The following is a 22634-nucleotide window of genomic DNA, read 5'->3' as shown; positions in this document are numbered from 1 at the left end:
GGGAGGAAAATTTTTCTTACTTTTTATGCTTCGGTCCGCGCCGCCCCGGCCGGCGGCGGGCCAGCCCGCCCGTAATCCGCGCCGGCAGGGGAATCAGATAGCACCTGCCCAACCGGCCCACCCCCCGCCCGGCGCAATGCAGGCCGGCGCCGGCCCAGCGGCAGGGCAGGGCGAAGGCCAGGTAGAGCATTTTAAACGGAAAGGCGATCACCTGCCAGAGAAAACCCGACACCGTCAGCACCAGCATCGCCAGACGGCAGACAGCATGCAGCAGCGCCCGGATCAGCCGCCTGGCGGCCGGACTGAACAGTTTCAAGTATACCAGCGCACCCAGGCCAAGACCGAGCAGCAGGTAAAAGCGCACTTCACCCTGGTTACCCGCCAGTAAAACGGCAAAGACCACCCCGGTCAGGAGCAGCCAGTACAGCAGATCACCCAGTAAAACAACTGTTTTCCCCGGCCGCAGCAGTTCCCGGACCACCCGGTAGCAGTCATAAAGAAATCCGGCCAGCATGCCGGCGCCCAGAGTGAGCACGAAAGCAAACAACTGGTCATCAAGCATCTTTGTCCACCCCCCGCGATTAAAAAAAAGCGCCGCGGCGCTTGAAGCCCTGCCTGTTGTTACTTGAGCAGCCTATCCAGCACGCCTTTGCCGCGGGCGCGGCCGCCGGCTTTGGCCTCCCGGAACTGCAGCAGGCTGAACAGGCCCGCCGCCTCCAGTTTCCCGGTCCCCAGGTCGAGCTGTGTAATATGTAAACCTTCCCCTTTCAGGTAAAGCAAACCCATGTTGGTGTCCAGCGTGATTTCTTTTTCGTCGAAGCTTTCCACCTGCCGGACACCTTCCACCTGCAGGTGCTTGCGGTCGGTCAGCGCCACTTTGTTCTTGCCCTGCGGCTCCACGGCGCCCCCTCCTTCCTGGCCAAACCAGCGTGTTATCCAATATCTATGCGCCGGAGGGAAATATATGAACAAAAAAAGAAGCGACCGGCAAGGTCGCCCCTTATGTCCATAACTTTTGTAATTTGATGTTTTGGTAGTAGAAGCGGATAATCTCTTGCGGGGAACGTCCTTGCTGCGCCATCAGCCTGGCCCCCCACTGGCACATGCCCACCCCGTGGCCGTAGCCTTTGCCGGTGAGAATCAGACTGTCCGCATCAACAGACACACCGGTCAATAACGTGGAACGCATCAAATCGCTGCCCAGCGCCAGCCTTAAAGCCGGGGCGCCGACGGTGACGCCGCCGATCCGGAGCTGTTCGGCCCGGCCCGACGGTCCGCGCCGCACGACAACCGCTCCGGTTATCGCCCCCGGATCACGGCCGGTAACCTGCTGCACCGCCGCCCGCACCGCCGCCAGGGGGAATTTGTGCACCCAGTGGCGGTTTTCCGGTGTGGTAATGGACAGGCAGTTGTCTTTTACCCCCGCTTTGACGTACGGAGTGGGCTTTTTGGTATAGGCCAGCCCCTCGGCCGCCGAGGCTGAAACCCCTCCATCACAGGCCGAAAACCAGGATTTGATATAGTCACCCCGGTGGGTGACCACCTCCCCCCGGGTCCGCGCCACAGCTTGACGCACGTTATCATTGATCCGGGCGGGATTGTAGGCTTGAAATTCCTCCACACTGGTGGAAGCGTCTGTTCCGTGCAAACGCTTCACCCGTCCGGCCTTGATGTTTTCCATGGTAAATGTGCGGGCCAGGATGGCCTGCGCCGCCAGGGCGTTTACCGGCCAGGACGGTTCCATTTCGGCGGCCACCACTCCGGCCACATAATCCTCCAGTTTGAGGGTTTTCTTCTGGCCGGTTTCGTTGATGTACAAACTGATGGCCGGCTCGCGTCCCGGCCCGGCGGGAACCGGCTTGCGCGGCGCCGCCCTGCTGCACCCGGATGCAATTAGACCGAGCACGCTGATCAAGATGATGACTCCCGTAAAATGTTTTACCTGCATGCCACCCCTCCGGTAATAATTTTTTGCTCACGCGCGGTACCTGCTGCTCCGCCTTTAGTTTTACCGGGTGGTGTAATAATATGACTACGGGAGCTTCCGGCGCATACCCCCCTTTGATTTTTTATTCCCGCGGCCGGAAAACGGGTTTTCGGGATTAAATACGGCAGCCCCCCGGGCGGGTGAACAACCGCGGTTGACACGTACATTTCCGTCAACCGCATTACGGGCCAGGCGCCCACACTTTATCCCGCCTCCCAAACAGGCAGCCGCTTTTCCATGCCGGCCGGTCATCCTTTCAAGGCCCCCTCACCTCCCGGCTACCTTGTCGCCGGACCGCCAGGGCCGGGCTTATGGCCAGCGCCCCGGCCAAGTGCAGGTACCGGCCCAACAAACCTTTCAATGCCGGCATGACGCTGAAACCGCCGGCCAATCCGGACTGGAGCAGGTGCATGCGGTCCCCGGCAAGCACCCCGGCGGCAAAAGCCAGGCCCACGGCCATAAAGATACCCACTCTGCGGAAAGCTTGTCCCTTCAAAGCAAACACTCCCTTCTGGTACTTACTGTTAATGCTACCATATATATGTATTACCAGGCAAAGACCATATTTTGCCAGCACAAGCTGTTTAATTAATTTATTTTACGCAGCCTTCCTTTCCCGCCCCCTTGCGCCCGGAAAATAAAAAGCCGGAAAACAAAAGGGAGACTTCCGGTCTCCCTATGTTTCCAGCGTCTTATCCTCCAGCACCCGGTACATTTCCGGCGCCCTCTGGGACGGAACATTTTCCGCGACAAGCAGTATCTCTACTTTTAACTGCCGCCGGCCCAGGGACAACGTGATTACATCCCCGGGCTTGACCACCGCACCCGCGCCGGCCACCCGCCCATTAAGCCCGACCCGTCCCCGGTCGCAAGCTTCCTTGGCCAGCGTGCGTCTTTTGATCAGCCTGGATACTTTGAGGAATTTGTCTAAACGCAACTGCTTATTTCATGGACGAGACAGTATCCCGGAGCATCTTGCCGGCCTTGAACACAGGCACCCGGGCCGCCTCGATGTTGATCTCCTCGCCGGTTTGCGGGTTGCGGCCCTTGCGGGCGGCACGCTCCCTGACCTCAAAAGTGCCAAAGCCGACGAGCTGTACCTTATCCCCCCTGGTCAACGACTCTTCAATCGCAGCCAGTACGGCGCCAACAGCCTTTTCTGCATCCTTCTTGGTCAAATCGGATTTTTCGGCTACCTGTGCAATCAACTCTGCCTTGTTCATATATACCCCCCTCAGTAAATTTGGACAGGATCTGCATTATTATTCGCTAAATATCAGGCGGTTCCTCCCGTCAAGAAAATTATTCCTGCATTTTTTCTCCCTTTTCCAACTTTTTTGCCTCCTCCCACCAGGCATCCAGCTCGTCCAGGCTGCATTCCGTCAGTTCACGGCCGGCACGGGACGCTTCCGCTTCAATATGCCTGAACCGGCGCCGGAAACGGTCCACCGTTCCGGTCAGCGCCGCCTCCGCCTCCACATCAAGCAGGCGGGCCGCATTGACCACCGCAAAAAGCAGGTCGCCGATTTCCCTTTCCACATCTAGAGCCTGTCCCGCGGCAATGGCGGACTCCACTTCCCGCAGTTCTTCCCTCACTTTGTCCATGGCCCCGCGGTAATCCGGCCAGTCAAAACCGGCCTTGGCCGCCCGCGCCTGGATATCGCCGGCTCTCAACAGCGCCGGCAGGTGCCGGCCGGCCTGATCCAGCAGGGACTTCCGGTTTTGCCCTTTTCTTTCCCGGGACTTGATTTGCTCCCAGTTGACCAATACTTCAGCGCTGTTTTTTACCTGCACATCCCCAAAAACGTGGGGATGCCGGCGCAACATTTTTTTCGTGATCCCGTCAACCACGCTGTTCATGTCGAAAGCGCCCTTTTCCCGGGCCAGCTGGGCGTGGAAAACTATCTGTAACAATAAGTCTCCCAACTCTTCACATACTTTATACATATCTTCCTGTTCGAGGGCCTCCACAACCTCGTAAGTTTCCTCCAGCAGGTACTTGATCAGGCTGTGGTGGGTCTGCTCGCGATCCCAGGGACAGCCGTTTTCACCCCGCAGGGTGGCCAGTACGTCAACCAGGGGATCCAGCGGGTATTTGCAGGCCGGCTTGTCCACCGCGGGCGGCAGGTAAACGGAAGTCAAATGATCCAACCAGTCAATCCGGTCCAGGGTATAAAGGGGACACTGCTGCACCTTTTCCTCCCCCGGCACGCCCGCCGCACGCACCACTGTAACCGTATGCTCCTCCGGATAGTATTCCATCAGGCTCAACTTGACGTCGGAAGCCACCAGCCGGTTGTAAACCTGAAAGACGATATTTCCCACCCGGGGTACCGGCGGCTGCTCCGCCAGGCGCAGGCCGTCCACCAGATGCAGGCCGGCCGCCGGATCCAGGCGCAGGGCGACGTAAAGAGCATCCAGAAAGCTCATCGCCGGCAAAACCTTGACACCCAGCCCGTGCGCCGGCGCTTCCCGCATGATCAGGGACGCCGCCGTTTCGGCCACCAGCGGATGACCGGGCACGGCGTAAATCAGCGGTTTTGCGGCCGCCGCGGCGAGCAGCGCGGCGGCGATGCGCCGGTAGACTTCCTGGAAATCACGGCTGGTTTCATAAAAGTGATCAAAAGTTTCAAAGACAATGCCCCGCTCCCGCAGCCAGGGCACCACCGGATGCCGCTCCGTACGCAAAAAAACCGGCCTGTCCTGCTGTAATACCTGCCATACCGCCAGGGGCAACTGCTCCGGCGCACCGGGACCCAGGCCGGCAATGATTATCTCAGGCGTGCTCATCTCGAAAATACCCCCATTATAATATAATCGGCGCCGCCGGCGGTAAAAAAAGGCCGGGCAAATAAAAAGCGGCCCGCAGGCCACCTTTTATTGCTCCATCTGTTTGGCCAGGAAACCGGCAGCTGTTTCGGCCAGCTTCAGCTCCATTTCACCCATTTTCACATCCGTTTCCTTTGAAGCCAGAATCACCGCCCCGATTGGATCCCCGCCGGCAATAATGGGAGCAATCACTTCCGAGGAATATTTGCAATCATCATCGTCCGCAGTCAAACATTCCTTGCAGAATGGATCCTCGCCCGGAGTGTTGATGATCACCGCCTTGCGCTCTTCCATCACCTTTTCCACCGCCGCGCCGACGGGCTTGTTCATATATTCTTTTTTGGGTGCTCCGGCTACCGCTATAATGGCGTCCCGGTCCGCTATGCAGGCAATGTGCCCCAGCGCTTCGTACAGGGAATCGGCATATTCCTTGGCAAAGTCACCCAGTTCACCGATGGGTGAATATTTTTTCAGGATTACCTCGCCTTCCCGGTCAACGAAGATTTCCAGAGGGTCACCTTCCCGGATTCGCAGCGTCCTTCTGATTTCCTTGGGAATTACTACTCGTCCTAGATCGTCAATGCGTCGTACGATACCTGTTGCTTTCATAGGATCACCCTTCCCTCCTTTTTATGCAAAATCTTCGCGAATTAACTTTCAATGATAGTATATAACAGGCGGGAAGGACTTATTCATTTTTTACCAATAGACAGCAAATATTTTTCTTTTTTCGGGACAAATTTATTGTTTTGTTTTTGCCGGCGCCAGGTTGTTTACAATCCTGGCGTTTTTGCGCAGCCCGTCCAGAAATTCCTGGAATTTGGTTTTACGTGCCTGATCCGTCAGGTTTGCCATGATCTGATCTTTTACCTGGTCAAAAGATTTTACCTGCGCCGGGATAATTTTCTCCAGCTTGATCACGTGGTAGCCATATTGTGTTTTTACCGGCTGGGCGGTTATCTCACCGGGCTTCAAGGCCTGAACCGCCTTTTCAAATTCCGGCACCGCCTGCCCTTTGGCAAAGGTGTACAGACCGCCCGAATCTTTTGTCCCCGGGTCCTGGGAGTATTGTTTGGCCAGCGCGGCGAAATCCGCTCCGTGCTGCAGCTTTTGGATGATCGACAGCGCCTCGGCCTTGGCCGCCGCTTCCGCCTGCAGGTCGCCCTGTTTCGGGACAGTGATTAAAATATGGCGCACCTGCCACTGCTCGGGCGTGGAAAACTGATCCTTGTGCTGGTTGTAATAGTCCTGCGCCTGGGCAGCCGTGGCCGGCTTGACATCAGCCAGTACTTTATTTTGCAGCGCCTGGATGGCCATCAGATCGGTCAGTTCGTCCTGCAGCTTGGGCTCGGAAAGACCATTGGCGGCCAGATACTGCTTGAACTTCGCCTCGGAGCCCAGCTGCTGGCGCAATGTTTTAATTTGTTTCGCCACCTCGGCCGGGGACGGCTTTAATTTCTCCTTGTCCGCCTCCTGCACAAGCAACTGCTCGTCGATCATCTGCTCCAGCGTCCGCTGCCGCAGCAAATCCGTCATCTTTTGCCCGTCCGGTCCGCTGAAACTGTAGCCCTGCTTGGTCAGCTCGTCCTTGTTGGCGTTCACCCGCTCGTTCAGTTGATCCATGCTAATCTCTTTGCCGTTGACCGTGGCCGCCACGTTGCTGTTGGCGCAACCGGCCGCCAGCAGGGCCAGCACGGCCAGCATGATTAACGGTAGCCATTTCTTCAGCCTCATGCACACCTCTCCCTTTAAACCAATAGCAACATTATATCCCGCCCGGGACGAAACATCAATAAAAACCGGCGGGGAAAAAGCCGGTGCGCACCACAGAGCGCCGGCGCCGGGCCGCGATTACTCCGGCAAAAGGACGGCGCATACCGGCCCGGCGGCACGTGGACTTTTTCCGCGCATAATTTTACCACGGGCAGGAAAAATTAATTCATCTGTTGAAATATTTTAAAACCGTATCCATAAAGGAGGTCGTTATCATGCAGAGTAAAATTGCCGCGGCGATCAACCTCCGCTATCCGCCGGTGGCCATCATCCTGACCGACGAAAAGCCGGCCGGGGCGCTGCAGTTCAAAGAAGGGCGCTGGGGCTGCGTGGCGGCCATGTTCACTGCGGCCGCCAAAGGCCGCACCGCCGTTTTCGACCGCCGGACGTTCGGCTGTCTTGGCGGCGGCACCGGACTGGGTTTCGGCAACCAGTACGTGAACTTTCCCGGCGGAATCGAGTATTACATCTCCACCGGCAACAAAGAATTCGCCGCAAGCCCGGCCGGCCGGAACATGCGCACATCCACACCGCTGGCGGAGGGGGAGGGCTATTACAAATCACCGGCCATCGCCAAAAAATTTGTCGATGCCCTGCCCATGACTGATGTACCGAGCACTTACGTGGTTTTCAAGCCCCTGGATCAGATGACGGAAACGGAAGAGCCGGCAGTGGTCGTTTTCCTGGCCAACGCCGATCAGCTCAGCGCCCTGGCCGTGCTGGCCAACTACGACCGGGGCGCCAGCGAAACGGTGCTCGCCCCCTTCGGCGCCGGCTGCCACACCCTGTTCATCATCCCCTACGCCGAGGCGCAAAAGGAGCAGCCGCGGGCGATCATCGGCCTGACGGACATCTCCGCCCGCAAGCACGTGGACAAGGACCTGCTTTCCTTCGCCGTGCCTTATAAAATGTTCCGGCAAATGGAAGACAATGTGGAGGGCAGCTTTTTACAAAGGGAAACCTGGCTGAACGTGCTGAAAAGAAATCAGTAAATTAAAGGGGAATATTTGACCTTGAGCAAAAACAGCGGGCAGTACGCGTGAACAAACGGACTGCCCGCTGTTTTTCCGGATACGCCGGGTTAAAACTGAAAACCCGCCATCCGGCGATCCGGATTTTTTGCTGAAATGTTCAGTCCACGACCAGGGCCAGTTCGCCCGGCACCGGCAGGAGATCGCCGGCGGCATTGATCGCCCAGAAAAAACTTTCCGACTGGACGGCCAGGAAAATCAAGAGCAGAAAAACCAGCAGGCTGGGCATGGCTACATATTCATTGGTCACCGGATGCTCCCCGGTGATGCCGAGGAAGCTTTCCAGATCCAGTTTCAGCGGAAACAAGTCCGCCGCCAGGGATAATGCCTTGAAAAATGGCGGTAAAATCAGCCCGGCGGCGATCAAGACCGGGAAAAGGGCCATTCCGGCGCCATCAACGGACTGCGGAACCGGAAGAACCTCCGTCCGCGCTTCCGGTTCCGCCGGACCGCCCCCGGCAGCCGGCAGGACATTAAATGCATCCGGGTTGAAAAGCCTGGCGTACATGTTGCACGGGATTCACCTCCACAGCGGCGGTGAATCCCTCCCTCACCTCCTTTAGCCGGTTGTGGACGAACCTGTCCTGCAAACTTTTTATATTTTATGCCTGCCGGAGCGGTTTTTTCCGTCCCGTTATAAAACAATTTCCGGCGGGAAAAACCATCCCGCCATACCTGTTTTAAACAGATGCCGGGCGGCATGATCAGCTCAAACCGGCCCGCGGAATGAACGAGGCCATTTTTTTAGACGTAGGACAAAGGATTTGCCGGATGAAAGGCGAATTTCCAACTTGAGGCAAAGCGGGAGGTTTTTAGATATGCAACTGATTATCGTTGATGACGGCACGCTCACCGCCCGGGCGCTTTGCCGGGAACTGCCGCCGGCATTGGCCCCTTATCCGGTGATGGTGCAAATTGTGCACAGCGCCATGAAAACAACGGTGACCGCCCTACGGACCGGGGAAGCGGAGCAGGTCAGGGAATATTACGGTTCACCGGCCGAACTGGCGGCAAAGGTAACCGGTGCGGATATCCTGGTGGTGCATAAATCACCCGTCACGGAAGACGTCATCGCCGCCGCGCCGGGCCTGCGCCTGATTGCCTGCGCCCGGGCGCACCCGGTGAATGTCGACCTGAAAGCGGCCCGCCGGCGGAGAATCCCGGTGGTGCACGCCCCCGGCCGGGCGGCGGAGTCGGCCGCCGACCTCACCGTGGCTCTTTTGCTCTGCCTGGCGCGTAATCTGTACATAGTCTGCCGGGAAAATGACCGGGGCGGGGCGAAGCTCTGGCAATATGAAAACCGCAGCCGGCTGGAAGGAATGGATCTGGCCGGCAAGACACTGGGGATCATCGGTTTCGGACAGGTCGGCCGCCGGGTGGCGGCCCGGGCGCTGGCTTTCCACATGCAAATTTTGGTATACAGCCCGCACGTAAACAGAGACGAAATAATCGCCGCCGGGGCCGGACCGGCCGCCCTGGAAGAACTGTTGAGCGCTGCCGACTTCATCAGTCTGCACACCCGCCCCCGGGCGGATAAAACCAGTCTGATCGGCGCCCCCCAGCTGGCTCTGATGAAAAAATCAGCCTGCCTGGTCAACACGGCCCGGGGGGAATTGATCGACGAAAATGCACTGTTCGCCGCTTTAAAAGAAAAACGGATCCGGGCGGCGGCGCTGGACGTGCTGTGCGACGAACCGCCGCCTCCGGATCACCCATTTTTCACCCTGCCCAATATACTGCTGGTGCCCCACCTGGGCGGCAAAACCAAAGAGGCCCCCGCCAATGCAGCCGCCATCGTCACCAGGGAAGTGGCCAACTTTTTATCCGGCCGCCCGCTGGAGCATTTGTTCAAGGAAAACGGTTCTTAATGCGGGCCGGCCTGGAGCCCGCGGCGTCAGATCGCCTTTCATTGGCGCGGGGCCAGGCCCAGGATGCGCCGGGCTTCGTCCGGGGCAGCCGGCGGACGGCCCAGTTCGCCGGCCAGACGGACCACCCGGGCCACCAACCGGGCGTTGCTTTGCGCCAGTTCCCCTTTGCGGTAGTAAATGTTATCCTCAAAACCCACCCGGGCATGACCGCCCAGAATGATCGCCAGGGTGGCCAGGGGCAGCTGGTGCCGCCCCACCCCGGCCACCGACCAGGTGGCGCCAGCGGGCAGGCTTTCCGCCAGGTACAGCAGCTGGCGGGGGGTGGCCGGCGCCGCCCCGGGCACCCCGAGCACAAAATCGAAATGCAGGGGCGGCTTTAACAGCCCTTTTTTCACCAGCGCCAGAGCGTTCTGGATCATCCCCGCTTCAAAAACTTCGATTTCCGGTTTGACCCCCGACTCCAGCATGCGCCGGGCGAAAGCCTCCAGAAGCGGCGGCGGGTTGTAGAAAACCTCATCGCCGAAGTTGCACGTGCCGCCGGTCAGGCTGGCCATTTCCGGCTTCAAGGCCAGCGGCTGCAGCCGTTCTTCGGCGGTCATGCCCACGGCGCCGCCGGTGGACACCTGAATAATCAGATCGGTTTGACTTTTGATCAACTCCATGACCCGGGCAAATGTATTTACGTCCTGGGTAGGCTTACCCGCTTCATCCCGCACATGCAGGTGAATGATCGCCGCCCCCGCTTCCCGGGCCGCCACCGCCTCTTTGGCGATTTCCTCCGGCGTCACCGGCAGGTATGGCTGCTCCCGCCTGGTCACCTCGGCACCCACCGGGGCTACGGTGATGATTAGCTTTTCCATCTGTTTTCACCCCCGATCGGAAAACCGTACAGTTTTTCCCCGGATCATAATCAGCTGTTTCCAGCCGCCAGCCGTCTTTCAGCCGCGAACCTTCGACACCGGGCTGGATTAACCGCCGGTAAAGTCAAGACAAGGTTCCGCCCCCGGTCCGCCCCGGCTTTTGCGGCTTGCAGCCGGCCGCTTTTATTTTAGCCGCCGGTTTTCTTCCGCTGGCACTCCTTTTTCACCACACAGGTACCGGTGGCCCGGCAGACCACCACCGGTTCCGGCAGCACATCAGCCGCCGAGGGCTGGCCCGGTACACTGGCCGGGCTAATCACCTTGCGCGCTTCAAATTCCATGCGCCGGGAGGTATTGCCCGCGGACACGATGCGGCCCGTGGCTTCAATATAGTCCCCGGCAAACACCGGAGCCAGAAACTCCACGTTATCGTAAGCCACAAAAAGCCCCTCATCCCCGTCGTGACGAATGAGCAGTTCCGTGGCCACGTCGCCAAACAAATTGAGCATGCGCGCACCATCCACCAGACCACCGGCATAGTGCGCGTCGTGCGCACTCATACGCAGCCGGATCATTGCCTCGGTCATAACACATCCCCCTTTAAAAAAGATCACCGACCGGGTATTCTCCCCAATCAAAACAGGTATTTCCCACGGCCATGCCTTCACTCCTGTTCACGAGTGGACAATACGCCAGTAAAAACAAGCCTCTTTGGATCAGGCATACAGCCGTTCGAACAGCTCCCGCAGCACTTTTGACTCCCGCAGCACCTGCAGGGCAATCTGCGCGTGCCCTTTGGCATATCCGTTGCCGATCAGCATCCGTACATCCTTGCCCACTCCTTCGGCGCCCAGGGCGGCGGCGGTAAAGCTGGTGGCCATGCTGAAGAAATAAATGGTACCGCCTTCTTTTGTGGCCAGAATGGAGGCCATCTCCGTCCCGGGCACGTTCACACAGTTGATGGTCAGGTCGGCCAGCCGGCCGCCGGTGGCCTCCTCAACCGCCTTCAGCACGGCCAGCGGATCGGTGGCGCTCACCTGCAGCACCGTGCCGGCCAGGCCGGTTTCCCGCATGCGGGTACAGCTGTTGGCCCCGGAACCGATGCCGATCACCCGCCCGGTGACGCCGGCCCGCTTTTTGGCCTCGTATAAACACAAAAGTCCCGACTTGCCGCCGCCGCCCACCACCAGCACAGTGTCGCCGGGATGCACCAGCCGGGCCGTTTGGGCCGGGGCGCCGGCCACATCCAGCACGGCCAGGGCCAGCCGCTCCGGCAAGTCCGGCGGCAGCACTGCGTAAAGGCCGCTGGCAAAAAGCACTGCCTGTCCCTCAATTACCACCTGATCTTTTTCCAGGTGTATTTTTTTAATCCGCTCAATATGCAGCGGAGTGAGGGAAAGGGACACCAGACTGGCAATTTTGTCCCCCACTTTGAGGTCAGTTTCGTCTTGCAGCGCCGGGCCAATTTGGGCCACCCGGCCGATAAACATACCGCCCGAACCGGTAACCGGGTTGTGATGTTTGCCCCGTTTGGCCACGATGTCCAGCATGACGGCGGCAATCTTTTCCCGGTCGTCGCCGGCCGCCCGGCGGATCTGGGTGAAACTGGCCGCATCGATGTTCAGCACGTCTACATCGACCAGGATCTCGTTATCATAAATCTCCATCGTGTTGTCTATTTTCCAGGCCCCCTGGGGCAGCGCCCCTTTGGGCTCAAGCACACGGTGGGTGCCGTAAGGACAACCAGTCTTAAACATCGGCAATCACTCCTCTGCGGCGGGCCATTTCCTGGACGACGTAGGAGGCCACGTCATCAGCATAGGTGCCGGGACCGAAGCCGGCGTCAAAGCCCAGTTCCTGGGCCAGTTCCTGCGTTATGCGCGGTCCGCCGATCACAGCCAGTGTGGATAAACGCAGGTTCTCGGCCTCCAGCATATCCATCAGTTTGGTCAAATTGCGCAGGTGGATATTTTTCTGAGTTACCACCTGGGACACTAAAATGGCGTCCGCCCGGCGCTCGATGGCCAGTGCAACCAGCTCTTCACAGGGTACCTGGGCGCCCAAATTAAGCGCTTCGATTTCATGGTAGGCCTCCAGGCCCTTATGACCATTATAACCTTTCATGTTCATAATAGCGTCGATGCCCACCGTATGGGCGTCGCTCTCAATGCAGGCGCCGATGATGCAAATTTTGCGGCCGAATTTTTCCTGGATGAAGCGGTCCACCGCGTCTTTGGACATTACTTTGACGTCTACTTTGGGCACTTTGATCGCTGTAAAGTCAACTGCATGCACACAGCGTCCGTAGACCACCAAAAAAGTGAACCCCCCGCCCAGTTCCTGGGCGTAAACCACCACCGCCTCTTCCAGGCCCATTTTTCCGGCCAGCCGGCGGGCGGCCTCTTTGGCCTCATCGCCGCACGGCACCGGCAGGGTGAAGGAAAGCTGCACCGCACCATCATCAAGCGTATCGCCGTAAGGTTTGACCCGGGTCGGATCAATTTTGCCTGCTGATACACCGGCGGCGCCGGCAGCTGAAGCAACGGCGGGCCAGACCCCGTCCGGACCGGCCTTGCATGCGCCGGCGCCGGCGTCATAAGCACCGGCATCCGAAGCGATGGACCGGACTCCGGCCGCACCGGACTTGCCTGCAGCGGCGGCGCAGGATTCGGCCCCGTATAGATCAGCCCCGCCTGCGGCGGTACCGGCCGCCCGGGCACCCCCAACAAACTCCGCGCCTTCAATTCCGCCCGGCTCAGTTTCATTTGCAGTTTTGGCGGTTTCCCGGTCCGGTCCGGGCATGCTCCCCGGCCCCCGCTCCCTGAACAGCTCCAGAAAAGGATTATAATAGTCAGGGTCTTTCGGCACCACGCCATCCAAGCCCCTGCCGCCGTCCGGCCGGCGGGAAATGTCCGCGAACAGGCCGCGGCCGACGGCCTCCATCAAACCCAACTGTTCGATTTCAGCCAGCAGTGCCACCGCCTGCTCCAGCACCCGCCGCGCCCGGCGCTGGATGCGCCCGCCGGGGACAAAGGCGGTTTCTTCCGCCAGATGCCGCATGTTGTTGAATATATAACGCGCGTTTTCAATGCTCAGGTAGCGGTCCTGCAAGAAAGGAGTGTGAATGGCCTCGGTGAGCATGCCCAGAAGCTGGATGCCCTGACCGGTCATGATCCCGGCCACATTGAACAGGGCATCCTGGATGTGCCCGCGGAAGATGTTGCCGGTCATATATTTTGTGGGTGGCATATACTTAACCGGCGCCTCCGGGAAAATCTCCCGCACCATCTGCGCCTGGGCCAGCTCATAGAGAAAACCGTCCTCCATGTCCGGGTTCATTTCAAAAGCATGGCCCAGCCCCATCTGCGCCGGCGGCACACCGCCGGCCAGGGCGAACTGCTCGTTGATCAACTGAGAGGCCAGCACTGTATGTGCTTTTTCAAAGGCGTCCGCCGTGGTCAGGTAGTTGTCCTCACCGGTGTTGATGATGATCCCGGCAAAGCTGTTGATCATCCGGGAGAAGTACTGATCGATAAATGTCCGCTTCATGTTGATGTCCCGGAAAATGATGCCATACATGGAATCGTTGAGCATCACATCCAGGCGCTCGACAGCGCCCATGGCGGCAATCTCGGGCATGCACAGGCCGGAGCAATAGTTGGTCAGACGGATATAACGGCCCACCTCCTCCCCCGCCTCGTCCAGCGCCTGCCGCATCAGACGGAAATTGGCCCGGGTGGCGTAGGTGCCGCCGAAACCCTCGGTGGTCGGACCATAAGGCACATAATCCAACAGGCTCTGGCCGGTAGAGCGGATCACCGCGACAATGTCGGCGCCCTGCCGGGCGGCCGCCTGCGCTTGGGCCATATCTTCATAGATATTGCCCGTGGCCACAATTACATAAAGCCAGGGCTGCGGTCCTTCCCCCAGCCGGGACAGCAGTTTCTCCCGCTCCTGCCGGCGCTGTCGGATTTTCTCCACCGCCGCCGCGGCCAGCCGGTCCACCGTTTCCCGCACCCGGCCGGCATCAGCCGGCGGTATGGCGGCCAAGTTGATTTTCCCACGTGTTGCCGCCGCGCACAGTTCATCTACTGTCAGACCGTAGACGGCCAGGGCGCTGCCCAGCCAGTAAGCGGCTCCCCGCCCCAGGCCGCCGGCGGCGGCAATCTGCTCCACCATGACATTGGGCACAGGCACCCCGGCCTCGTCCACCCCGTCCACACCGAGCAGGCGCAGGACGCTGCGCTCCACGGACACGGTGGTATGCCGGTGAATAAAATCCATTACGGGGGCGGTGATTTTCTGCGCCAGTTCCCGCCCCCTGGCGATTTGACGGGGATCAAGGTCAAGTTTGCCCACGTTGAAAACCTCCCGACAATTCATCTTCGTGCGCCATGCCGGCCGGGGCCGCTCCCGGTGCGCCCGCGGTGCAGCCGGATGCTGTGGAAAACGGCCCTGGCGGCCTCCCCTCTTGCAACGGCAACCGGCAGGGAATAACCGGCACGGCATCCGCTCAACGAAAACACATGCTCTCCCCACCCACCACATCGAACACCGGCACCGGCCGCACCACTTCCGCCACGGCGTGCCGGAACCCCCGGGCGTCAAAGCGGTAACCGGTCGGCGAAACCGGATTCACCGTCACCGCCAGCAGGCGCACCGGTTCGAGCACCCGCACCTCCCCGCCGGCGGCGCGGAAGCGCCGCCACAGCTCCGGCTCCACAAACAGGCAGGTGGCATTTTTAATAATCAACTGCATGTACAGGCCCCGGCGCAAAGCGGCGTACAGGATTTCCAGCAGCCCGCCGCCCACCGCGCCGGCCGCCGCCACCGCCAGTGTGTCCGACCCCAATGCACCGGCCAGTTGATCGCCAATGGCCAGCGCCGTGCGGACGGGCAGCGGTCTGACGCCCGCTTTGTCAATCACGGCCACCGCGCCGGCGGACACGGCCCGGCATGCCGCCTCCCGCAGCCCGCCGTCAACCGGGGGCAGCCGCAGCTGTTCCACCCGCACCCGGGTGCGCTCGACCACGGTTTCCATCCGCCGGTCCAGTGCCGCGCCGGTGGCCAGGATCACCCCGCCGGCCAGCGCCGGGGCCGCCCCGGCCACCCGGTCGAAGGCGCCGTCGATGATCGCCGGCCGCGCCCCCATGGACAGCATGCGCCGGCAGACCGCGGCAAGCTCCGCCGTCTGGTGCGGCCCGGCCAGCTCCACCGGCCCGCCCGCTTTGGCACGGGCGATCACCACCTCGCCCAGAGGCGTGCAAAAGCCCGTTCTTTCCAGCACATCCACCGGCCGCCGTGCCCGGTCCAGGGCGCCGGCGGCGGTGGCCATCAAAGCGCCCGCCGGCAGGTAAACGGGGGGTTTGGGCATGTTGTACAGCGCGTCCAACTGCTCGCCGTCCCGACCGATCGAAGTCAGCCCCACGGTCAGTCCGGCCCGCGCGGCCGCTGCCACCAGATGGTTTAACGTGGCCGTCTTGCCGGTGTTTTTGGCCATACCGATCACGGACACGGTCCGGCAGGAAGCCGTAAGATCAATCAAAATCATCAAAAACACCCCGTTCCCTTACATTATAGCCGCGCTTCCCGGGCGGCCGCCAGAGCAGCCGGAATGGAAAATATGCTGCCCACCCTTATACACAGTGTACAATTTCCGGACCGGCGGGCGTAACGGCAGACAACGGGCCGCCCCGCTGTAACAGGGCGGCCCGGCGCATTTACCGGAAAAATTGTCCGGCGGACGTGCATGCGTCAACCGGCGGAACGCTCAAGACAGGGCGTGCGCGCCGGACGGCGCGGTTTCATCAACCACTTCCTTGATATCACCGGTTTCATACCCGGTCAGCACTCCCCAGTAGTATGCCGCTATACTGAGCGCCGCCACGACCAGGGTATCTCCAGGGAACTTGAGCAGTCCCTTGCCGCCGAATGATTTATCCCCGATATACGAACAAAAGATGATCGCCACCAGATATACCATCAGCCAGATTCCGGAACGGACATGCCTGACTTCAAAACTGCCCCGGAAGAAGTAGTAAAAGTAAATCAACAGCCCGGCCACAACCGCCCCCAGGGCGTACAGCGTCGATGGCCATCCGGTCCAATAAACGATCAATCCGGCGACAATGAAAGCCAGGGGGGCGATCAGGCTCAACCCGCCAATCCGGATCGGCCGGGGCAAATCCGGCGCGGTTCTGCGCAAAACACTCGCCGCCACGGGACCCAGCAGGTAGCTGATCACACCGGTCACGGAAATGAAACCGATCAGCTTGCTCCAGGAGGAAAAAGGCGCCAGACAGAGCAATCCGATAATCAGATTGAATAAAATCGCATTGGCCGGAATCTTCCAGCGGGGATGAATCTTCATCAATCCTTTGGGCAGGTAGCCGTTTTCCGCCATGGCGAAGATACCGCGCGCGGTGGTGGCAGTAAACACCAGCCCGGTCCCGCTGGGGGAAACCCAGGCATCCACCCGCAGCAGAATGGCCAGCCACCCCAGGTTCAGGGCTACAGCCAACTGGGCGAACGGCGCCGACATGGACAGGCCGCCCCACCCCTTGATTATGTCGGCCGGAGCCAGTGCGCCGATAAAGGCGAACTGCAGGATAATATAGATGACCACACAGATCGCCACTCCGAGCACGGTTGCCCGGGCCACGTCGCGCTGCGGGTTTCTGGCCTCCCCGGACAACTCGATGGCCTGCCGGAAACCCTGCAGGGCGAAAATGATCCCGCAGCTCCCGATGGCCATCAATGTGGCCTGAATGCCGTGCGGGAAAAAGCCGCCGTAGTGGCTGAAGTTACCCTTGTGAAATCCGGCGGCGATCAGCAGCACCGCCGTCAACGCCGGCACGATGAATTTAAAAAAAGTAAGGGCGGTGTTCACCCTGGCAAACAGGCGCACGCCGTAATAGTTGATCAGTGCGAACGCCGCAGTCAAAACAGCCGACATCAGCAAGCCCCTGAAAGTCAGCAGGCCGGTCTGCGTGTTGTAGAGGTGATGCACATAAGTATTTGCATACTGGGTTATTGCCTCCGCCTCGGCCGGCGGCGTGGTCACCCAGCTCAACCAGGCCCCCCAGCCGATCACAAAACTGACCAGGCTGCCGTGGGAATACTGCGGATAGCGCACACTGCCGCCCGGTTCAGGGAGCATGCTGCCCAGTTCGGCATAAGTCAATGCCAGCAGGCATATGGCCACCCCGCCGATCACCCAGGAGATTATGGCCGAAGGCCCGGCCATATTGGCCGCCACCTGTGAGGCCAACAACCAGGAGGAACCGATTATTCCACTGACGATGGCGAATGTCAGGTCGATTAACCTCAGTTCCCTCTTCATTCCATGTTTATATATTTTTGGTATGCCCAAGATTATCCACCTTCCCTGATTTTACTGTACACAAAAGCATCCGGCGTGCAATTTAAAACCGGCTCACCCCTTCCCGGGCACTGCCCCCTTGTCTTCTACGGACCCTGTGGTTGGACAATTCAAAACATTCTCATAAGAGCTTAGTATTATTCCCGCTCCATTGTTATGTGCCAAACTTAAAAAATCAAAGGCAAATTTTTGTACACCGGGGACAAAGATGCCACCGCACCCCGAAGCACCGTCAACGGAAAAAAATATCGCTAAAAGCGCCTTTGCCATCCGGACCGGAGGTGGATTAAAGGATTCTTCGCCCGGGCCGGCGAAACATATTTTACAAACATCCGGGCATTTTCAAACCGTATATCACCATCCGGAGAAGGTGCGTCACATGCCCCTCACAGTAGGCGAAGCACTGCAGCTGCCCGTTTTCAGCGGCGCACGGCTGCTGGCCGGCGGGGAAGGATTGGACAGCCAGGTGCGCTGGGTCAATGTGGTGGAAGTGCTGGATGAAACCACCCTGCTGCAGCCCGGCGAACTGCTGCTCACCACCGCCTACGGTCTGGAACCGGATCACCGCCTGCAGTCGGAACTGATCCCGGAACTGGCCGGACGCGGCCTGGCCGGGCTGATCATCCAGGTCGGCCACTACCTGCAAGCGGTACCGGAAAGCATGCGCCGGCAGGCCGGCGGGTACCGCTTTCCCCTCATCGAGCTGCCCAAAAACGTCTCCTTTGCCGCCGTCACCCAGGCCGTGAACCGGCAGATCATCAACCGGCAGATCGAACAACTGGAATATGCCGGCCGGGTGCACAGCCGGTTAATCGACCTGATGCTGGCGGGAGGGGGACTGCCGGCCATAGCGGAAACCCTGTCCGGCCTGACCGGCGGCGCGGTGACCATCGTCGACCCCCTCTTCCGCCTGTTGGCGGCCTGCCCGGCCGGCGAGGGGGACAACCCGGCGGAAGCGGTGCGGCGGCAATTTCAGGCGCTGGCGCGAACGGGCCTGCTGGATGTACCGGCACTGGAAAGAAAACCGCTGCAGGTAAGGAAAATGGCGGCCCACCACATTCCGGACCAGTACATTTTCCCCGTCCTGGCCGGTGACGCCCTGCTGGCCTACATCAGCGTGCGGGAAGAAGACGGGCCGCCGGGCGAGACCGCCGTCACCGCCGTGGGTCAGGCGGCCGCCCTGTGCGCCCTGGAAATGCTCAAAGCACGCGCCGTGCGGGAAACGGAAAACCGGCTGCAGGGCGACTTCCTGGACGATCTGCTGGCGGAAAGCCCCGCCTCCCCGGCAGACATCAAACGGCGGGCGCTTTATTTCGGCTATGACATGCACAAAGAGCAGCTGATCATGCTGGCCGGGGTGGACGGTTTCCCGCAGCTTGCCCACGACCGTCCGCAGACGGAAGTGGAGGACATCAAAAGAAAACTGGCCGGGGCGGTGGAAGCGGCGGTCCAACAAACAGCCCACCGGGTGATTTATAAATACCGCCACGACACACTGATCCTGCTGGCACAGCTGCCGGCCGGCAGCAGCAAGGAACAGGCGGCCGGGCTGGCGGCCCGCATACAGTCCCGGGCGGCCGCCTTCCTGCCCCCCCTGACCGTCTCCATTGCCATCGGACAGCCCTGCACCGCGCTGCAGGAACTGCGCCGGAGCTACCGGGAGGCGGCCCGGACGCTGGAGGTGATCCGGGCCACGGGCCGGAAAAACACCGTTCTGCACTACCGCGATCTGGGCATTTACCGCCTGCTGGCCAAACTGAAAGACGATCCGGAACTGGCCGCCTACTACCGGTCCAGCCTCGGCCCGCTGGTTGATTACGACCGGCGGCACGGCACGCAGCTGGTGAAAACGCTGCACGCCTATTTCAAGCATAACGGCAGCTTGAAGGATGTGGCGGCCGGAATGTTCATCCACCGCCACACGCTCAAATACCGGCTCAACCGCATCCAGGAGATTAGCGGGCTGGACCTGAAAAGCCCGGACGACCGTCTCACCCTGCAGATGGCCCTGAAAGTCATGCCCCTGCTGTCCGGCGATTCGGAGGACGCGAAACGGCCGGGAGAAAACCCCCGCCGTGGCGGCCCGGCGTAAAGCCGTTCCGGCCGGGCAAAACCCCGCCCCGCAGGTACGGTCCGGTGCAAAGCCGCCGTCCCGGATTGACCGGACCCCGCCGCGGCGGCCAAATGCAAAGCCCCGCCGGCTGGGCAAAACCGGCGGGGCCGAAAGAGGAGGTAAAGTCTATGGTTATAATATAACCGGTAATTATTACAGATCTGTGTCAGAGATATTACATTACTGTAAAAACGCAAAAAAGCCGTCCCGGTGAAGCGGCTTTTTTGCGTTTGTCCCATCCGTCCCCCCGCACCGGGCAGCCGGGGCCGGGAAGATGCTCTTCCCGGGACACCCATACGCACCGGACAACGGGCCTTCCCTTTTGTCCATCCGCAGCCGGGCCGAAACAGCACCACCCGGCAGGGGCCGCCCGGCACCGTCCCCGCGCCCGGGCCGGGACCGGCCGCGCCTAGCTTTGCAGCGCGGGCTGGTTCCGGTACAGCTCCAGCGCTTCCGGATTGGCCAGGGCATCCCGGTTGGACACCTCCCGGTTGTGGATGATGTCGCGCACGGCCATTTCCACCTTCTTGCCGCTGATCGTGTAAGGGATGTCCGCCACCGGAATCACCCTGGCCGGCACATGCCGGGGGGTGGTGTTTTCCCGGATGGCGCTCTTGATCTTGTTCACCAGCGCTTCGTTAAACTCCACCCCGGGCGCCGGCTTGACGAACAAAACCACCCGCACGTCGTTGTCCCACTCCTGCCCCACCACCAGGCTGTCCAGGATTTCCGGCAGCGCCTCCACCTGGCGGTAGATCTCGGCCGTGCCGATGCGCACGCCGCCCGGGTTCAAGGTGGCGTCGGAACGCCCGTAGATCACCACCCCGCCGTCGTCGTTAATCTCAATGAAGTCGCCGTGCCGCCAGACGTTCGGGTAGACATCGAAATAAGCCTTGCGGTACTTCTCCCCGTCCGGATCGTCCCAAAAGTAAATGGGCATGGACGGGAAGGAGGCGGTGCAGACCAGTTCCCCCTTCTGGTTGAGCACGGGCCGGCCGTTGGCGTCAAAGCTTTGCACCTTCATGCCCAGGCCGCGGCACTGCAGCTCGCCGGCGTAAACCGGACCGATCGGGTTGCCCAGGGCGAAACAGGAAACAATGTCCGTCCCCCCGGAAATGGAGGACAGGCAGAGGTCCTGCTTGATCTCGCGGTAGACGAATTCAAAGCTTTCCACCGACAGGGGCGAACCGGTGGACAAAACCGCTTTCAGGGGGGTCAGGTCATATTCGGACCCCGGTTTCACGCCGGCCTTTTCCACCGCCGCCAGATACTTGGCGCTGGTGCCGAAGATGCTGATCTTTTCATCCTGCGCCAGTTGCCAAAGGCCGCCGGCATCAGGATAAAAAGGCGAGCCGTCGTAAAGCAGCAGGGTGGCCCCCACGGCCAGGGAACTGATCAGCCAGTTCCACATCATCCAGCCGCAGGTGGTATAGTAGAAAATGGTATCCTCCCGCTTCAAATCCGTGTGCAGCATCAGCTCTTTCAGGTGCTGGATCAATGTGCCGCCGGCGCCGTGCACCATGCACTTGGGCAGACCGGTGGTACCGGAGGAATACATAATGTAGACCGGATGGTCAAAGGGCAGCTGCGCAAATTCAATTTCCAGTCCGTCTTCTTTGGCCAGGAAATCTGCATAAAGCACTGCGCCCGGCACCATGGCGAGATCCGGATTTGCTTCGGTATAGGGGACGACCACCACCCGCTCGATGGAAGGGATTTCCTTAATCACGCCGGCCACCCGTTCCAGGGAATCATGCTGCTTGCCGTTATAGAAATAACCGTTGGCGGTGAACAAAACCTTCGGCCGGATCTGGCCGAAGCGGTCCAGCACCCCTTTGATGCCGAAGTCGGGTGAGCAGGAGGACCAGACGGCGCCGATGCTGGTGGCGGCCAGCATGGCAATGGGGGTGTGCAGCATGTTGGGCATAAACCCGGCCACCCGGTCGCCCGCCTGCACGCCCATCCGGCGCAGCGATGCGGCCAGCCGGGCCACCTGGTCGTAAAGTTGGGCGTAGGTCAGACGCACCGACGGCTGACCCTCTCCTTTAAAGATCAGAGCCATGCGGTCATCCCGGTAGCGCAGCAGGTTTTCGGCAAAATTCAACTCTGCGCCGGTAAACCATTTGGAGCCGATCATGTCTTCAAAATCAGTCACCACCGCCTCGTAAGGACGGGAAGCCCTGATGCCGCCGAATTCCCACATCGCCGCCCAGAAATCGGCGTTTCTGGTCACCGACCAGTCATACAATTGGTTGAAGTTTGAAAAGTCCAGGCCGTATTTTTGATTGACAAAGGCGATAAAGCGGGTCATATTGGCCGCCTGCTTCCGCTCCGCAGACGGTTCCCAAAGCAGTTTCCTCATTTCATCCGCGCCCCCTTAAATAATTTACCCGGCGGCACCCGGCCGTAACACCGGCCGGATGCTCCTTCCGGGCCGTTCACGGCCCGGAAATCAATCGTGCAACTTATCTGTCTAAATGCAATATTCGCATTTTACACAAAAAATCCTTCTCGCGCCAAAATCATTTAAAACGGGATGAAAGTCAGGCCGAGCAGGATGACCACACCGGTGACCACAAAAATGAGCGCGGTATAGCCCACGATTTCCCGGAAATTCAGTTTGACCACAGTCAGGAAGGGCAGCGCCCAAAAGGGCTGGATCAAATTGATCCAGTCGTTGCCGAAGGCATAGGCGATCACTGTTTTGGCGTGCGGCACGCCCAGCTGCGCCGTTCCTTTCTTTATAGAAGAATATTCCTATCTTTATAGAAGAATATTCCTATCAAGAAATT

General features: G+C 60.0%; 21 protein-coding genes. 3 read left to right on the top strand and 18 right to left on the bottom strand.

All coding sequences use genetic code 11. The features are described from left to right. Positions 1-16: 16 nt before the first annotated feature. The 9 genes from yabQ to A6M21_RS13240 all read right to left on the bottom strand — a co-directional run bounded on the left by yabQ (position 17) and on the right by A6M21_RS13240 (position 6550). Positions 17-562 (bottom strand): spore cortex biosynthesis protein YabQ, encoded by a 546-nt coding sequence (gene yabQ, locus A6M21_RS13285; RefSeq protein ID WP_066669619.1) that lies wholly within the window; start codon positions 560-562, stop codon positions 17-19. 59 nt (positions 563-621) lie between these two features. Then, on the bottom strand, positions 622-900 hold the full coding sequence (gene yabP / locus A6M21_RS13280; protein ID WP_066669618.1) for a sporulation protein YabP: 279 nt from the start codon (positions 898-900) through the stop codon (positions 622-624). A gap of 100 nt (positions 901-1000) precedes the next feature. Continuing rightward, positions 1001-1948 carry a SpoIID/LytB domain-containing protein gene (locus A6M21_RS13275; protein ID WP_066669617.1) on the bottom strand — a complete coding sequence of 316 codons (948 nt, stop codon included), beginning with the start codon at positions 1946-1948 and terminating at the stop codon, positions 1001-1003. A gap of 295 nt (positions 1949-2243) precedes the next feature. After that, on the bottom strand, positions 2244-2483 hold the full coding sequence (locus A6M21_RS13265) for a hypothetical protein (protein WP_066669614.1): 240 nt from the start codon (positions 2481-2483) through the stop codon (positions 2244-2246). Between the two features lie 180 nt (positions 2484-2663). Continuing rightward, positions 2664-2924, bottom strand: a complete 261-nt coding sequence (locus tag A6M21_RS13260; protein ID WP_066669612.1) for an RNA-binding S4 domain-containing protein — start codon at positions 2922-2924, stop codon at positions 2664-2666. A 4-nt stretch (positions 2925-2928) separates the two neighbouring features. Next, a complete protein-coding gene (locus A6M21_RS13255; protein ID WP_066669610.1) occupies positions 2929-3210 on the bottom strand; it encodes an HU family DNA-binding protein in 282 nt (93 codons plus the stop codon). Positions 3211-3289: 79 nt separating this feature from the next. Then, on the bottom strand, positions 3290-4777 hold the full coding sequence (gene yabN, locus A6M21_RS13250) for a bifunctional methyltransferase/pyrophosphohydrolase YabN (protein WP_066669671.1): 1488 nt from the start codon (positions 4775-4777) through the stop codon (positions 3290-3292). A gap of 87 nt (positions 4778-4864) precedes the next feature. Continuing rightward, complete coding sequence (spoVT, locus tag A6M21_RS13245; protein ID WP_066669606.1) at positions 4865-5425, bottom strand: stage V sporulation protein T; 561 nt, start codon at positions 5423-5425, stop codon at positions 4865-4867. 132 nt (positions 5426-5557) lie between these two features. After that, positions 5558-6550: a peptidylprolyl isomerase gene (locus tag A6M21_RS13240; protein ID WP_066669604.1), complete on the bottom strand. Its 993-nt coding sequence runs from the start codon at positions 6548-6550 to the stop codon at positions 5558-5560. A gap of 254 nt (positions 6551-6804) precedes the next feature. On the opposite strand from A6M21_RS13240, the gene A6M21_RS13235 reads away from it, so the two are divergent. After that, complete coding sequence (locus tag A6M21_RS13235) at positions 6805-7581, top strand: DUF169 domain-containing protein (RefSeq protein ID WP_066669670.1); 777 nt, start codon at positions 6805-6807, stop codon at positions 7579-7581. A 139-nt stretch (positions 7582-7720) separates the two neighbouring features. Here A6M21_RS13235 and A6M21_RS13230 read toward each other — a convergent pair whose 3' ends face one another. Then, positions 7721-8128 carry a hypothetical protein gene (locus A6M21_RS13230; protein WP_066669602.1) on the bottom strand — a complete coding sequence of 136 codons (408 nt, stop codon included), beginning with the start codon at positions 8126-8128 and terminating at the stop codon, positions 7721-7723. A gap of 310 nt (positions 8129-8438) precedes the next feature. On the opposite strand from A6M21_RS13230, the gene A6M21_RS13225 reads away from it, so the two are divergent. Beyond that, positions 8439-9488, top strand: a complete 1050-nt coding sequence (locus tag A6M21_RS13225) for an NAD(P)-dependent oxidoreductase (protein WP_066669601.1) — start codon at positions 8439-8441, stop codon at positions 9486-9488. Between the two features lie 38 nt (positions 9489-9526). Here the strand turns inward: A6M21_RS13225 and kce are convergent, their stop codons facing one another. The 6 genes from kce to A6M21_RS13195 all read right to left on the bottom strand — a co-directional run bounded on the left by kce (position 9527) and on the right by A6M21_RS13195 (position 17720). Next, entirely contained in the window at positions 9527-10348 is an 822-nt protein-coding gene (gene kce, locus A6M21_RS13220; protein WP_066669598.1) for a 3-keto-5-aminohexanoate cleavage enzyme, read from the bottom strand. A gap of 188 nt (positions 10349-10536) precedes the next feature. Then, positions 10537-10935: a 3-aminobutyryl-CoA ammonia lyase gene (kal, locus tag A6M21_RS13215; RefSeq protein WP_066669592.1), complete on the bottom strand. Its 399-nt coding sequence runs from the start codon at positions 10933-10935 to the stop codon at positions 10537-10539. Positions 10936-11064: 129 nt separating this feature from the next. Then, a complete protein-coding gene (kdd, locus tag A6M21_RS13210; protein ID WP_066669584.1) occupies positions 11065-12105 on the bottom strand; it encodes an L-erythro-3,5-diaminohexanoate dehydrogenase in 1041 nt (346 codons plus the stop codon). Beyond that, positions 12098-14707, bottom strand: a complete 2610-nt coding sequence (gene kamD, locus A6M21_RS19390) for a lysine 5,6-aminomutase subunit alpha (RefSeq protein ID WP_066669575.1) — start codon at positions 14705-14707, stop codon at positions 12098-12100. The genes kdd and kamD overlap by 8 nt, the downstream gene beginning before the upstream one ends. Positions 14708-14861: 154 nt before the next feature. Further along, complete coding sequence (gene kamB / locus A6M21_RS13200) at positions 14862-15899, bottom strand: lysine 5,6-aminomutase reactivase subunit KamB (RefSeq protein WP_151191944.1); 1038 nt, start codon at positions 15897-15899, stop codon at positions 14862-14864. Positions 15900-16118: 219 nt separating this feature from the next. After that, a complete protein-coding gene (locus tag A6M21_RS13195; RefSeq protein ID WP_242868854.1) occupies positions 16119-17720 on the bottom strand; it encodes an APC family permease in 1602 nt (533 codons plus the stop codon). A 388-nt stretch (positions 17721-18108) separates the two neighbouring features. Between A6M21_RS13195 and A6M21_RS13190 the strand changes: the two genes are divergently transcribed. After that, positions 18109-19821 carry a PucR family transcriptional regulator gene (locus A6M21_RS13190; RefSeq protein ID WP_161486073.1) on the top strand — a complete coding sequence of 571 codons (1713 nt, stop codon included), beginning with the start codon at positions 18109-18111 and terminating at the stop codon, positions 19819-19821. A 430-nt stretch (positions 19822-20251) separates the two neighbouring features. Here the strand turns inward: A6M21_RS13190 and A6M21_RS13180 are convergent, their stop codons facing one another. Both A6M21_RS13180 and A6M21_RS13175 read right to left on the bottom strand, forming a co-directional pair. Beyond that, on the bottom strand, positions 20252-22204 hold the full coding sequence (locus tag A6M21_RS13180; RefSeq protein ID WP_066669567.1) for an acetoacetate--CoA ligase: 1953 nt from the start codon (positions 22202-22204) through the stop codon (positions 20252-20254). 164 nt (positions 22205-22368) lie between these two features. Next, positions 22369-22566, bottom strand: coding sequence for a TIGR00366 family protein (locus A6M21_RS13175; RefSeq protein WP_282434544.1), 198 nt, complete (start codon positions 22564-22566; stop codon positions 22369-22371). Positions 22567-22634 lie beyond the last annotated feature (68 nt).

Origin of the sequence: Desulfotomaculum copahuensis (assembly GCF_001655685.1) — a bacterium.
Lineage (GTDB): Bacteria > Bacillota > Desulfotomaculia > Desulfotomaculales > Desulfovirgulaceae > Desulfotomaculum_G > Desulfotomaculum_G copahuensis.
This window is presented reverse-complemented; position numbering and strand designations above follow the sequence as displayed.